16 protein-coding genes are annotated in these 13,242 nt (G+C 66.9%); 8 read left to right on the top strand and 8 right to left on the bottom strand.

Annotated features, from left to right (window positions below; translation table 11 throughout):
- Nucleotides 1-253 precede the first annotated feature (253 nt).
- A complete protein-coding gene (gene thsB / locus CPZ00_RS08535; RefSeq protein WP_096390504.1) occupies nucleotides 254-1,909 on the top strand; it encodes a thermosome subunit beta in 1,656 nt (551 codons plus the stop codon).
- A 184-nt stretch (nucleotides 1,910-2,093) separates the two neighbouring features.
- On the opposite strand, the gene CPZ00_RS08540 is transcribed toward thsB, so the two are convergent.
- Nucleotides 2,094-3,197, bottom strand: coding sequence for a zinc-dependent alcohol dehydrogenase (locus tag CPZ00_RS08540; RefSeq protein WP_096390505.1), 1,104 nt, complete (start codon nucleotides 3,195-3,197; stop codon nucleotides 2,094-2,096).
- 232 nt (nucleotides 3,198-3,429) lie between these two features.
- Between CPZ00_RS08540 and CPZ00_RS08545 the strand changes: the two genes are divergently transcribed.
- The 3 genes from CPZ00_RS08545 to CPZ00_RS08555 all read left to right on the top strand — a co-directional run bounded on the left by CPZ00_RS08545 (nucleotide 3,430) and on the right by CPZ00_RS08555 (nucleotide 5,251).
- Nucleotides 3,430-3,783: a cell division protein SepF gene (locus CPZ00_RS08545; RefSeq protein ID WP_096390506.1), complete on the top strand. Its 354-nt coding sequence runs from the start codon at nucleotides 3,430-3,432 to the stop codon at nucleotides 3,781-3,783.
- 52 nt (nucleotides 3,784-3,835) lie between these two features.
- Nucleotides 3,836-4,624: an NAD-dependent glucose-6-phosphate dehydrogenase Azf gene (gene azf / locus CPZ00_RS08550; protein ID WP_096390507.1), complete on the top strand. Its 789-nt coding sequence runs from the start codon at nucleotides 3,836-3,838 to the stop codon at nucleotides 4,622-4,624.
- A 114-nt stretch (nucleotides 4,625-4,738) separates the two neighbouring features.
- Nucleotides 4,739-5,251: a TspO/MBR family protein gene (locus CPZ00_RS08555; protein WP_096390508.1), complete on the top strand. Its 513-nt coding sequence runs from the start codon at nucleotides 4,739-4,741 to the stop codon at nucleotides 5,249-5,251.
- A gap of 256 nt (nucleotides 5,252-5,507) precedes the next feature.
- Here the strand turns inward: CPZ00_RS08555 and CPZ00_RS08560 are convergent, their stop codons facing one another.
- The 4 genes from CPZ00_RS08560 to trxA form a co-directional block, all read right to left on the bottom strand.
- Complete coding sequence (locus CPZ00_RS08560; RefSeq protein ID WP_096390509.1) at nucleotides 5,508-6,206, bottom strand: DUF5806 family protein; 699 nt, start codon at nucleotides 6,204-6,206, stop codon at nucleotides 5,508-5,510.
- A gap of 109 nt (nucleotides 6,207-6,315) precedes the next feature.
- Complete coding sequence (locus CPZ00_RS08565) at nucleotides 6,316-7,401, bottom strand: TSUP family transporter (RefSeq protein ID WP_096391651.1); 1,086 nt, start codon at nucleotides 7,399-7,401, stop codon at nucleotides 6,316-6,318.
- Between the two features lie 70 nt (nucleotides 7,402-7,471).
- Entirely contained in the window at nucleotides 7,472-7,639 is a 168-nt protein-coding gene (locus tag CPZ00_RS15600; RefSeq protein ID WP_172861806.1) for a DUF7512 family protein, read from the bottom strand.
- A gap of 517 nt (nucleotides 7,640-8,156) precedes the next feature.
- On the bottom strand, nucleotides 8,157-8,516 hold the full coding sequence (gene trxA, locus CPZ00_RS08570; protein WP_096390510.1) for a thioredoxin: 360 nt from the start codon (nucleotides 8,514-8,516) through the stop codon (nucleotides 8,157-8,159).
- Nucleotides 8,517-8,772: 256 nt separating this feature from the next.
- On the opposite strand from trxA, the gene CPZ00_RS08575 reads away from it, so the two are divergent.
- From CPZ00_RS08575 to CPZ00_RS08590, 4 genes are all read left to right on the top strand, one after another.
- Nucleotides 8,773-9,174, top strand: coding sequence for a helix-turn-helix domain-containing protein (locus CPZ00_RS08575; RefSeq protein ID WP_021075055.1), 402 nt, complete (start codon nucleotides 8,773-8,775; stop codon nucleotides 9,172-9,174).
- Nucleotides 9,175-9,560: 386 nt separating this feature from the next.
- Nucleotides 9,561-10,676, top strand: coding sequence for an aminotransferase class V-fold PLP-dependent enzyme (locus tag CPZ00_RS08580; protein WP_096391652.1), 1,116 nt, complete (start codon nucleotides 9,561-9,563; stop codon nucleotides 10,674-10,676).
- A 2-nt stretch (nucleotides 10,677-10,678) separates the two neighbouring features.
- Nucleotides 10,679-11,017 carry a hypothetical protein gene (locus CPZ00_RS08585; protein WP_096390511.1) on the top strand — a complete coding sequence of 113 codons (339 nt, stop codon included), beginning with the start codon at nucleotides 10,679-10,681 and terminating at the stop codon, nucleotides 11,015-11,017.
- 81 nt (nucleotides 11,018-11,098) lie between these two features.
- Nucleotides 11,099-11,449 (top strand): VOC family protein, encoded by a 351-nt coding sequence (locus CPZ00_RS08590; protein WP_096390512.1) that lies wholly within the window; start codon nucleotides 11,099-11,101, stop codon nucleotides 11,447-11,449.
- Nucleotides 11,450-11,458: 9 nt separating this feature from the next.
- Here CPZ00_RS08590 and CPZ00_RS08595 read toward each other — a convergent pair whose 3' ends face one another.
- Genes CPZ00_RS08595 through CPZ00_RS08605 form a run of 3 tightly spaced genes read right to left on the bottom strand, consistent with a single transcriptional unit; the run spans nucleotide 11,459 to nucleotide 13,124 of the window.
- On the bottom strand, nucleotides 11,459-12,256 hold the full coding sequence (locus CPZ00_RS08595) for a ZIP family metal transporter (protein WP_096390513.1): 798 nt from the start codon (nucleotides 12,254-12,256) through the stop codon (nucleotides 11,459-11,461).
- 59 nt (nucleotides 12,257-12,315) lie between these two features.
- Nucleotides 12,316-12,879 carry a DsrE/DsrF/DrsH-like family protein gene (locus tag CPZ00_RS08600; RefSeq protein ID WP_096390514.1) on the bottom strand — a complete coding sequence of 188 codons (564 nt, stop codon included), beginning with the start codon at nucleotides 12,877-12,879 and terminating at the stop codon, nucleotides 12,316-12,318.
- A complete protein-coding gene (locus CPZ00_RS08605) occupies nucleotides 12,879-13,124 on the bottom strand; it encodes a sulfurtransferase TusA family protein (protein WP_096390515.1) in 246 nt (81 codons plus the stop codon). The genes CPZ00_RS08600 and CPZ00_RS08605 overlap by 1 nt, the downstream gene beginning before the upstream one ends.
- Between the last annotated feature and the right edge of the window lie 118 nt (nucleotides 13,125-13,242).

The raw sequence follows: 13,242 nt of genomic DNA on the forward strand, positions 1-13,242 counted from the left end.
CGATCGGGTTGCCGATTCCGGGGTTCGAGGACCTCCCGTCCGTGATATTGGTTACCACACTTAAACGAGCGCTTTTCGAGGAGTTCAGGAGCTACGGACGTCCGACACCGTTTGGCATCGCACTGGTGTGAGAGCGTCGCAGTCCGTTGATTTCGACTCACCGCCGGCGGGACCCCGTTTCCCAATCGCCGAACCGGTGACGATGGGTTTATATAGAATCACAATCAATCATCCCTTGTCTATGAGTCAGCGAATGCAGCAAGGCCAGCCGATGATCATTATGGGCGAGGACGCCCAGCGCGTCAAGGACAAGGACGCGCAGGAGTACAACATCTCGGCGGCGCGCGCTGTCGCCGAGGCGGTCCGGTCGACGCTCGGACCGAAGGGGATGGACAAGATGCTCGTCGACTCGATGGGTGACGTCACCATCACGAACGACGGCGTCACCATCCTCAAGGAGATGGACATCGACAACCCGACGGCCGAGATGATCGTCGAGGTCGCCGAGACGCAGGAGGACGAGGCCGGCGATGGCACGACGACGGCCGTCGCGATCGCGGGCGAGCTCCTCAAGAACGCCGAGGACCTCCTCGAGCAGGACATCCACCCGACGGCGGTCATCAAGGGATTCAACCTCGCGAGCGAGTACGCCCGCCAGGAGGTCGACGAGATCGCCGAGCCGGTCGACCCCGAGGACACCGACCTCATCAAGTCGGTCGCCGAGACCTCGATGACCGGTAAGGGCGCCGAGCTCGACAAGGACGTCCTCGCGGACCTCGTCGTCCGCGCCGTTCAGGCCATCACGGTCGAGGCCGACGACGGCTCCCACGTGGTCGACCTCCAGAACCTGAAGATCGAGACTCGAACGGGCAGCCCGGCCAGCGAGTCCGAGCTCCTCTCGGGCGCGGTCATCGACAAGGACCCCGTCCAGGACGGGATGCCGACCGACTTCGAGTCCGCGAACGTCCTGCTGCTCAACGAGCCGATCGAGGTCGAGGAGGCCGACGCCGACACGTCCGTCTCCATCGAGGACCCCGACCAGCTCCAGCAGTTCCTTGACCAGGAGGAGAAACAGCTCCGCGAGAAGGTGGATCGCATCGTCGAGTCCGGCGCGGACGTCGTCTTCTGCCAGAAGGGCATCGACGACATGGCCCAGCACTTCCTCGCGAAGGAGGGCATCCTCGCCGTCCGCCGCGTGAAGAAGTCCGACCTCTCGTTCCTGAAGAACGTGCTCGGCGCGCCCATCGTCACCGACCTCGACGACCTGTCGGCCGACGACGTCGCGGTCGGCTCCGTTTCCCGCGACGAGGAGGACGGGCTGTTCTACGTTGAGGGTGAGGACTCCCACGGCGTCACGCTCCTGCTGCGCGGCTCGACCGAGCACGTCGTCGACGAGCTCGAGCGCGGCATCAACGACGCCATCGACGTCGTCTCGACCACGGTCGCCGACGGCCGCACCATCGCGGGCGGCGGCGCCATCGAGGTCGAGCTCGCCAGCCGGCTCCGCAACCACGCCGACTCCATCGAGGGGCGCGAGCAGCTTGCCGTCGAGGCGTTCGCCGACGCCCTCGAGCTCGTCCCGCGCACCCTCGCCGCCAACGCGGGCCTCGACGCGATCGACCTGCTGGTCGACCTGCGTGCGGCCCACGAGTCCGGCGACTCCCGGGCGGGCCTGGACGCCTTCTCCGGCGACGTCGTCGACACCTTCGACGCCGGCGTCGTCGAGACGGCCCACGCCAAAGAGCAGGCGCTCTCCTCGGCCACCGAGGCCGCCAACCTCGTCCTCAAGATCGACGACATCATCTCCGCGGGCGACCTGTCCACCGCCGGCGGCGACGACGAGGGCGGCGCGCCCGGCGGCGCCGGCGGCATGGGCGGTATGGGCGGCGGCATGGGCGGTATGATGTAACCACGTCGGTTACGTTACCCTTCCATTCCATCCGTCGACACGAACCTGCGGTCGATCCGGTTTCGAACTACGGTCGCACCGCCTCCCGAACGATCCCGGCCCGTTCGACTCCGTTTTTTTATCGCTCGGTAATCCATCGGCAATCCATCGATCACGGCTTCGTCACCGCTCAGTCACCGCTCAGTCATCGCTCGATCACGATCTGTGCTGGGCCGAGCGCGTCGTACGCGTCCTTCTCGAGCGTGATCTCGATCGCCTCCTCGAAGGATCCCAGCCCCGTCAGCTCGTGGGTGACGTACTCGTCGATCGAGACGGTTCCGTTCGCCACCCACTCGGCGGCGAGTTCGCCGGTGGTCCGGTTCGGGCCCAGGGGAACGCTCCCGGTGCGGGGGTTCACCCACGTGAGCTTCTTCGAGCGCGTGTCCCGCGGCCGCCAGGTGAGCTCTCCCTCGATGTGGCCAACCTGACAGATCGTGCCGCCCCGTGCGACGAGCGCGTGGGCGGTCGCCAGCGGGTCGGACCCCTCGGTCGCGTGCGACTGGCGCCCGCCGGCCGCCGCGACCGCGACGTCGGCGCCGACCCCGCCGGTCGCGTCCCGCACTGCCGCGACGGGGTCCGCCTCGGTGGCATTGACCGGGATCATCCCGCGGTCGGCCGCGATCGAGAGGGGGCGCTCGCGGACGTCGACCGCGAAGACCTCGCTCGCGCCGAGAGCGGCCGCGGCCTGGCCGACCTGATAGCCCATCACGCCGGTTCCCACGACCGCCACGACGTCGCCGGGCTCGATCCCCGCGTCCACCGTCGCCAGCAGGGCTGATGCCATCGGCTGCATCGCCGCCCCCTCCGCGTCGGAGATCCCCTCCGGGAGTCGACACAGCGGCTCGGCGGGCACCGCGACGTACTCGGCGACCGCGCCGGGCCGGTCGTAGCCGATCCCCGTCTGGGTTCCGCAGTGGTAGGGCTCGCCGGCCCGGCAGTAGGCACACTCCCCGCAGGCGATCTTCCCCGGCGCGTAGACGCGGTCGCCGACCGACAGCGAGGTCACGTCGTCCCCGACGGCGTCGACGTGCCCGCAGAACTCGTGGCCGAACAGGCGGGCGCCGCCGGCCGCGATCCGGTCGGCGATCGTCCCGTAGTGGGCGACCTCCCGGCCGTGAAACAGCTGGCACTCGGTCACGCTGAACTGGACGCGGTCGGGAGCGATCACGACCTCGTCCGGCGCCGGTTCCGGTCGGGGAACCTCCTCGACCGTCGACGCCGCGAACTCCGGACACACGACTGCTTGCATACCTCCCCCGCCGGGGTGGAGGGCCAAAACCGCTTGGATGCCGGCGGATTCCGACCGGTCACGTACCCCGCCGCGACGCCCGGGTACGTTCCTCGGCGGCGGTCGACGACGCCGATCTTCGGCTGCGTTCGACGACGCCGATCTTCGGCTGCGTTCGACGACGCCGTTTTTGGCCGCGTTCGGTGGTGCGTCTGACGTAAGAACTAATGTCCTCTCGGCGGCAGTAGGGTGTATGGGAATCATGAGTAAGATCCTCGGCGGCGGGGGCAACCGGTCGGTCGAGGACTACGTCGAACTCGACCTCGGCGACTTCGCCGAGGCCCGAGGCGAGGCAGGGACGCAGGTTCACATCGCGGAGATCGCGGACAAGGGCGACGTCGTCCCGATCAAGGACGCCGTCTACGACGGCGACCTCGTCATCGCGGACATCACCCGCCACTCCACCTCCGACCGGACGGTCGAACACATCGTCGACGAGCTCCGTCAGGTCGCCCAGGAGGTCGACGGCGACATCGTCCAGAAGGGCGACGACCAGCTCATCCTCGCGCCGACCGGCGTCACGATCTCCCGCGAGAAGCTGGAGTGACGGGTCGGCGAACCGCACGATATTTCCCCGTCACCCGCCCACACACATCCGAATGGCGCAGCCAGTCCTGTTGACGGGCGCGGGAGGACGGGTCGGACAGGCCATCCTCCGGGGGATCGGCGACGATCACGACTGGCGTCTCCTCGACCGCGAACCGCTTGCCGCCGACCGGATCCCCGACGGCGTCGACGCGGACGACCTGTACGTCGCGGACGTCACCGATATGGACGCGCTTCGGGAGGCGATGGCGGGCGTCGAGTCGGTGGTCCACCTCGCCGGCGACCCCCGAACCGACGCTTCCTGGGAGAGTGTGCTCCGGAACAACATCGACGGCACGCGGGCCGTCTTCGAGGCCGCCGTCGACGCCGGCGTCGACCGGGTCGCCTACGCCTCCTCGAACCACGCCGTCGGCCACTACGAGACCGACGAGCGGACGCCCGGGATGTACCGGACCGACGACGACTACCGCCTCGACGGGACGGAGTTCCCCCGGCCCTCGAACCTCTACGGCGTCTCGAAGGCGACCGGCGAGCTGCTCGGCCGGTATTACCACGACGAGTACGGGATCGACGTCGTCTGCGTCCGGATCGGCAACCTGACCCGAAGCCACCCGCCCCGCGAGTACGAGCGCGGCCAGGCAATGTGGCTCTCCCACCGGGACTGCGCGCATCTGTTCGACCGCTGTCTCCGCGCGGACTACGGCTTCGAGATCGTCTACGGCATCTCCGACAACGACCGCAAGTACTACTCGATCGAACGCGCCCGCGAGGTGCTCGGCTACGAGCCGCGGGACAACTCGGCCGAGTACACCTTCGAGGGCGACCCGCGGGACGACGCTTGAGGACGTTCGGACAGCCGTATCATACCGGAACCGGATTCGCTCAGTATGCTGAGCGATCCGATCTGATCGAAGTTCAACGTACAACGTTTTGGCTGAGAGACCCGATCAGTTCCTATGGTATCACTCGTAGCTCGATTCCGCCGATTTCCACGCGATCGACCCGTCCTCGCACTCGTATTCGCCATTCTGACCGTCGAAATCGTCGGGGCTTCCGGATCCATCTTCACGATACAAAGTCTCAGCACGTGGTACGATACCATTCAGCGACCGATGATCGCTCCCCCGAACTGGATATTCGGTCCCGTCTGGACCACCCTGTTCGCACTTATCGGAGTCGCGTTATGGCTCGTCTGGCGCCAAACCGAGTCCTCACCCCGCGAGGCCCGGATCGCTTTTGGCGTATTCGTGGTACACTTCGTCTTCAATTTGGGATGGTCTGCAGTCTTCTTCGGATTGCAGGAGATTGGGTGGGGGCTGGCCGTGATTGGACTCCTCTGGCTACTCATCGTCACGACGATGTGGGCATTCGACCGCGTTGATCGACGAGCAGCACTCCTCCTCGTACCGTATCTCCTCTGGGTCTCATTCGCCGCCTATCTCAACTATCGCTTCTGGGTGTTGAATTAGACCGCGACTCTCGGGCACTCCTTCCCCACGCCAGCATCGGGCAGATATGCCTCCTATCTTCCTGCGAGGAGAGCGTCCCACCCTTCAGCGTGGGAGGGACTCCGTTAACCCTCCACGAACCACATCTCTCGTGGCCCCCTCGTCTGACAGACTCTCGAAATGCGTAAATTGTGTTCTATTCCACAACAATGAAAATAAGATGGCTTGATACGATTTTACGACGCCCTCGTCACTCGTCGTAACCTAGGCAGGTCCCTCACTCCTCGGCGTCGGCCTCGTGCACGTGGCCACACTCCGGACACCGAACCTCCTCGCCGCGGATCCGCTGGCTCGACTCCCGAACCTCGCGCATCACGCTGGAGATCTGCTCCTCCGCCTCCAGCTCGTCCTCGACCGCCAGGTCGACCCCCTCGACCTCCATCAGGAACTTGGCGATCTCGGTGACCTCGTACATCATTTCGTCGAGATCCTCGGCGGTGAAGAAGCCGCACATCGCGCCGTAGAGGAACGTCGCGCCCGCCTTCGTCACCTTCCCCTCGAAGGAGTGGCGCGCCTGGTTGACCGCCTGCGGCGTGTAGGTGTCGGTCATAAAGGGAACCAGTTCGGGGAGGTTCTCGCCGATCTTCGTCATCTCGACGCCGGTCTCGGTCCGGAAGTCGGCACACAGCCGCGCGATCGCCCACTCGCGGGCAGTGATGTAGGTCCGGTCCCGGAGGAACTCGTTGACCCGGTCGTACTGCGCGCCGTCCATCTTCGTGAACCGCTCGTACTTCCGGACGTCCTCGGGGACGTCGCTCTCGCCCGATTCTCCCGCCTCGGCCGGCCCGGCCGGCTCGGGACCACTCTTCTCGGCCGGCTCGGGACTCCCGCCCGTGTCGGTTTCGGCGGGTCCGCGTTCGTCGGTCGACTCGGAGCCGACCGCCGATTCGGGGGCCTGCTCCTGGTCCTCGCTCATACTGTCGTTAATCCGACCGGCGGCCAAAAGCGTTCCCCGTCATCGCTTTCTCGTCGCGGATCGACGTCGTTGACGGTCCAGGGGGACGGCCGACCCCGGCCGGTGAGTCTCACTCCGCGACCGAGGGCCGTGGGGAACCGGTTCGCAGCCGCCGCAGCGTCGTCACGACGATCGCGCCGGCGACGGCCACGGCGGCGCCCAACACCAGCACCAACCCCACCGTCTCGAGCAGCGCGATCCCGAGGAGGCTGCCGAGCTCGCCGACCGCGACCGCGACCGCGCCGGCCAACAGCATCCCGCCGAAGTACACGGTGATCCCGTCCGAGTCGACGACCGCGGTCGCAGCCGACCCGATCCGGGCGCCGAGCGCGCTGCCGAACAGCAGCGGGACGACGATCCCGAGGTCGACGCCGCCGCTTTGCCCGTAGAGGTAGCTGCCGATCCCGCCCGAGAAGACGATCTCGAAGAGGTCGGTGCCCACCGCGACCGGCACGGGCGCACCGATCGCGTAGATCATCGCGGGCATCCGGATGAAGCCGCCGCCGACGCCGAGCAGCCCCGAGAGGAACCCGGTCGAGAGGGCCACGACCGTGATCACCCACACGGAGACGCGCACGTCGCCGCGGAGGGTGACCATCGGGGGGATCCGAACCGTCTCTTGGATCCGCTTCGCGATCGCGGGCGGGGTGTGGTCCGAGAGGTCCGCACCGTCGGCGCCGCCGTGACCGTGGCCTCCCTCGGTCGGTCCATCGTCATTCCCGTCACCGCCACCGTCGTCCCCGTCACTGTCGTCGTCACCGCCACCATCGTCCCCGTCACCGTCGGCCGCCAGCGCGTCGCGGGTGACCATCGCACCGATCCCGCCGAGCAGCAGGACGTAGACGGCGTTGATCACGCCGCCGGCGAGGCCGAGGTCCTGGAGGTAGAAGACCGTCATCCGGCCGATCTCGATGCCGACCGTCGTGCCGACGATCATCAGCCCGCCCAGCTTGTAGTCGACCTGCCCGAGGTCGTGGTGTTTCAGGGTGGCGATCACCGCGGTCCCGAAGACGAAGGCCATTCCGCTGCCGACCGCCACGCTGGGCTGATAGCCGAACAGCAACAGCGCGGGCGTCACGAGGAAGGACCCGCCCATCCCGAAGAACCCGAAGAGGATCCCGACGACGAGCCCGAATCCGACGAACAGCGCCGCCATCTCCGGACCGGTCCCGAAGACGGAGAACTCGCTGACGGCACCGACGGTGCCGACGCCGTCGATCAGGGCCTCACTCGCCCCCAACGCCGTCACCCCCGACCAGTGCGTCCAGGATCGCCGGGCCGACGAGGCGCTCGAGCCCCGCGTACCCGACGTACAGGACGATCGCCTCGAGCAGTACCGTCCCGATCAACCGTGCCGCGACCGGATCCCAGCTCGGAACCGCAAGCCCCGCCATTATCGTCGATCCTCCGTTCGCCGAGCCGACCGCACGGCGGTCGTTCGTGGTCCGTCGTCGGTCGTTCGTGGTTCGTACATTTCTACTCACGTCACCGTATCGGCCGCTCGGATATAATGGTTGTGGGTTTATTGCACAATACTATATTCCGGTAACTCCTCCCCCACCATTTATAACCAACTCATAAGTTATCGAGTGATGTTCCGCTTCGGTCGCGATCCGCCACGATCAGCCGCGATCGCGCGCTCGACGCCGGTGGCGCGGCCGCGACGTTTCCGTTCGGGGCTGCCTGGTGATGCCTCCGTCCGAACTTCGACGTTCGAAACTGGCCGAGTTCGCCGATCCGGTCGGTTCAACGGCCGGAAGGGCCCCGTTGCTGACCGTTCGAGGTAGGGTTTAAAAGGAACTGCACGATAGGGTACGAAAACGGGAGGTAAGCGGTCTCCGGTCGACGATCGACGGGATCCGGATCACCGGTCGACCGGATCGCCACGAGCTGCCGCTGTGTTCCCGTTCGCTATTCGGCGTACTCGTCGATCAGCGCTCGCAGTCGTTCCTCGGGCTGTGCACCCACGACCTCCTCGACCTGCTCGCCGTCGGCGAACAGGACGAGCGTGGGGACGCCCCGAACGCCGTAGGCGCTTGCCAGCGCCTGGTTCTCGTCGACGTCGACCTTCGCGACCGTGGCGTCCGTCTCGGCCGCGAGCGTCTCGACGACCGGCTCGAGCATCTTACAGGGGCCACACCACTCGGCGTGGAAGTCCACGAGGACGACGCCGCCGCCGGCGACGACGTCGTCGAGCGCCTCCCGGCCGTTCACGTGTACCGGCTCGTCGCGGTCGATCCCGTTCCCGCTTGCGGATGATCTCGTTGCCATCATCGTTCGATAGTCGCCGACGGTAGTTAAGAGTTTTGGGTCTATCAAACAATATAGTTCCCGGCGAGGGACCGGGGAAAACGGCGAGTCAGCTCGTTCGGCCGTCTAAATGATGGCGTTCAGGGCGAACGATCCGGGCCATATCCGTCACCCGCCGCTCCACTTCGGCGACGATCGGCCATTCACGGTTACGGACAGGCTTGTACGATCTCTACACAAGCCTTTTAAGCACTCGGCGGCTAGCCGTACACATACGATGCCAGACTCGATGTCGGAACAACTCCAGCAGGACATGGAGTGTGAGGGACTGCTCGAGTGTTTCCACGGCCTCAAACAGCTCGATAAGGACTGTTTCAGGGCGCTCGTCCGCGCCGAGGAACCTCTGACCGTCGACGAGGTCGCCGAGGCGGTCGACCGCGAGCGGTCGACGGCCTACCGGGCCATCCAGCGGCTCCTGCAGACGGGGTTCATCCGGAAGGACCAGGTCAACTACGACCAGGGCGGCTACTACCACGTCTACTCGCCGACCGATCCCTCGAAGATCGCCGACGACATGCAGCGGATGCTCAACGACTGGTACGCCAAGATGGGCCAGCTCATCCAGGAGTTCGAGACGAAATACGAGTCGGCGGACGCGACGGTTCCCGCCGAGAGTTGATCGCCCGACCGCCCGTTGCTTTCGTCGGTCGTTGCTTCCCCCTCCGCTGCTTTCGTCGCCTAACCCGCCGCTCATCTGACCCGCCGCTTGCCTGACTCGCCGTTCATCTGACTCGCCGCTTGCCTGACCAGTCGATCGCCCGACCGAACGTCCGGTCGAACGCGATAACGGCTGCCCGACCAGTGGCGTCTGTGTTATAAATATTGTGCACTATTAACAAGATTAATGGGTTCGCCGGCCGAACCAGATCGTATGGACGTGACGACGAGCGCGGCTGCACGACGCCGATCGCGGAGACACGTGCGAAGACACGCCGGACCCAGCGCTCCCGCCAGGTCGAGTGCCGGACCGCTGTGGTCGGCATCCCCGACCGCGGAGGCGCTCCGATGACGCCGCTGACGCTTCGGGCGGACGTGCCGGCCCTGCAGGAGGCCGACTACTTCAACTACGGCGCTCACGGACCGAGTCCGCGGTCCGTCCTCGAGGCGACCGACTCGTTTCTCGAGACGTTCGAGTACGAGTCGCCTGCCCGATCGAATCCTTACGTAACGGCGACCGAGGCCGTCGATCGGACCCGGGAGACGGTCGCGGCGTTCGTCGGCGCGGACCCCACGGAGATCGCGCTCACGGAGAGCACGACCGCCGGGATCAACGCGATCGCGAACGCGATCGACTGGGAGCCCGGCGACGTCGTCGTCCGGACCGACCTCGAGCATCCGGCCGGGATCCTCCCGTGGGACCGGCTCAAGCGGGAGGGCGTCGAGGTGCGCGTCGTCTCCACCACGGAGGGACGGATCGACCGCGAGGCGTACGCCGAGGCGGTCGCGGACGCGCGGCTCGTCTGCTTCTCGGCGATCACCTGGACCCACGGCACCCGGCTCCCCGTCGCCGAGCTGGTCGACGTCGCCCACGACGCGGGCGCGTTCGCGCTCGTCGACGCGGTCCAGTCCCCCGGACAGACGCCGATGGACGTCGCCGACTGGGGCGCCGACGCGGTGGCGGCGGCCGGCCACAAGTGGCTGTTGGGCCTCTGGGGCGGCGGCTTTCTCTACGTCGACGACGACGTCGTCGACCAGCTCCACCCGCGTTCGCTGGGCTACCGGAGCGTCGAGACGCCCACCGCGGACCCCTACGAGCTCGCGGCCGGCGCCCGTCGCTTCGAGGTCGGCACGGCGAACCCGGCGCCTCACGTCGGGCTCCGGGCGGCGATCGAGACGCTGGAGTCGGTCGGGATCGACCGGATCGAGGGCCGGATCGGCGAGCTCGCCGGCCGGCTCGCGGACGGCGTCCCCGCCGACCGGCTGTTGAGCCCCGCCGAGCCCGAGTCGGGACTCGTGACCGTCGACGTCGACGATCCCGAGACGACCGTCGAGCGGCTCGCCGACGAGGGGATCCGGCTTCGCGACCTCCCGCATCCCGAGGCGGTCCGCGCCTCCGTGCACGCGGTCAACACCGAGCGTGAGGTCGACCGACTGCTCGAGGCCCTCGAGGCGGCGTGGTGACGATGTCCGATCCTGACGCCGCTTCCGGGGCCGTGTCCGACGCCGCCGACGATGAATCCGAGGCCTCCGAAGGGGGACCCGTCCGCGTGTGGCTCGTCGAGCGGACCTATTCCGACGACGAGCAGAACATGGTCATCCTCGTGTACGCGACCCCCGACGGGACGCGGTACTTCCGGAAGGAGCGCGCGCTCACGAGCTTCACCGACGTCCGCGACACGACCGCCGCGGTGGCGGTCGACCCCGGAAACCTCGGCGCCGTCGACGAGCCCGACCGCCGCGAGCGGTACGCGGACGAGGCCGCCCGGATGGCCGCGGCACACGACCCCGACGACGTCGTGTGATCCGATTGCGATCCCGCTCGACCTGATCGCGACCATCCGTTCCGCGAGTACCTTTTTCCGGACTGCCCACGACCGGACCGTATGTCCGGGATCGTGTTCTTCCGGTGTACGGACTACGAGTCGACCGCGTCCTTTTACGTCGAGACGGTCGGCGCCGAAGTCTGGCTCGAGCAGTCCGCCTGTACCATCTGTCGGTACGACAACCTCCTCTTCGGCTTCTGCGCCGGCGAGGAGACCGAGACCGACGGCGTCATCACCTTCGTCACGGAAACGCGCGCGGGAGTCGACGACTTTTATGACCGCCTCGCCGACCGGGCCCGGGGCGAGCCGCGGCGGAACGACGAGTATGACATCTACCAGTTCTTCGCCGAGGATCCGGACGGGCGCACGATGGAGTTCCAGACGTTCCTCCACGAGGTCGATCCGGTCTGACCGATTCCATCAGATGAACGCGAGCGGAACCATCACCGCGATCCCGACGACGACGCCGGCGACGAGCTCGCGTCTCCCGCCGTACGGGAGCGGTTCGCCGATCGACAGCGCCTCCGGAATGAACTCCGAGAGGACCAGGTAGATCATCGCGCCCGCGGCGAACCCGAACCCGTACGGCAGAAACGCTCGAGCGGTCCGGACGAACGCGAACGCGATCACCGCGCCGATCGGCTGGGGGAGACTCGAGAAGACGGCCCACCAGACCATCCGCCCCTTCGAAACGCCCATCGCCCGCAACGGGATCGCGATCGCCGTCCCCTCGGGAACGTTGTGGATCGAGATCGCGACGGTCATGAAGATCGCCAGCAGCGGGACGGTGAGCCCCAACAGCTCGATCCCGCCCGCGAGTCCCAGGTCGGCGAAGGAGACGCCGACGGCGATCCCCTCGGGGAAGCTGTGCACGGTCAACACGCCCAGGATCAACACGAGCTTCGTGAAGTCGGCCTGCTCGTACTCGCGCGGGTCGATGTCGACGTCGAGCAACACCTCGTGGGCGATCACGACGAGGACGACACCGGCGGCCATTCCGATCGCGATCTCCACCGGGGTCCCCTCGGCGAGCCCCTCGTCAACCAGGCCGAACAGCGAGGCCGAGACCATGATCCCGGAGGCGAGCCCCCAGAGCGCGACCGTCCACCGGTCGCCGATCTCCTCGAAGAAGAGAAACGGAAGGGCGCCCAGGCCGGTTGCCAAGGCGGTGACCAGTCCGGCGAGAAACACCACGACGAGGTTCTCCAACGGCGCCATCGTCCCGTGGTTCGTGTACCTCGTTTAAAAGCCTCGTCCCGAACGCTGCTGCGGCTCGCTCACACGAGCAGCTGGACGTCCGATTCGGCCATGTGCTGCAGGGCGGTCGCCGCGCCGACGCCGACGGTGACGCCGTCGTGGAAGTCGTCCTCCTCATAGCCCATCAGGTCGATCGTCATCTGGCACGCCTGCAGGTCGACGCCTTGGTCCAACGAGAGCTCGATGAGCTCGTCGATCGTCGCGGTGCCGTTCTCGTCGATCCGCCGTTCCATCATCCGCGTGGCGAGCCGGTCCATCCCGGGCAGCGCGGCGAGCGCGTTCGGCATCGGCATGTTCGGGTTGCCGACCGCCGACAGGCGGAGGTCGTCCGACTTCTCCTCGTGGAGAATGTCGAGTCCCCAGAACGTGTGGAACACGACGACGTCCCAGCCGAAGGCGGCCGCCGTGCTCGCGAGGATGAGCGGGGGATACGCCATGTCGAAGCTCCCCTGCGTCGCCACGATCGTCATTTTCTTCGTGCCGTCGTCGGCCGCGGCCTCGAGAGCTGCGACCGTCTCCTCGAGCTCCGCGACGCGCTCGCGAAGCTCGGCCTCGGTCGACGGGGAGGCGGTATCCGTGCTCATCACGCCGTCTTCCGCACGTAGTGTTTGTACACGTCGCCCTCCTCGACCTGCTCGAGGAGTTCGACGCCGTCGGTACCGGCCGCCCAGCCGTCGAGGTCGCTCATGCTGCCGGCGTCGGTGGCGAGCACCTCCAGGACGTCGTCGACGGCGAGATCGTCGATCGCACCCTTCGTCTTGATGACCGGCATCGGACAGGATGCGCCTTTCACGTCGAGCGTTTCGGTTACGGTGTGTTCGGTGGTCATTGGATGTACACTCCCTTGGTGTATTGGAGCTACCACACAATACCAACTCGGCAGTAATAAGAATGCCGGTTCTTGTACCTACCACACACGACTGCCGGCGGCGGCCGCCGTACGTTGT

The sequence above is a fragment of the Halopenitus persicus genome, from assembly GCF_002355635.1.
In the GTDB taxonomy this organism is placed as follows: Archaea; Halobacteriota; Halobacteria; order Halobacteriales; family Haloferacaceae; genus Halopenitus; species Halopenitus persicus_A.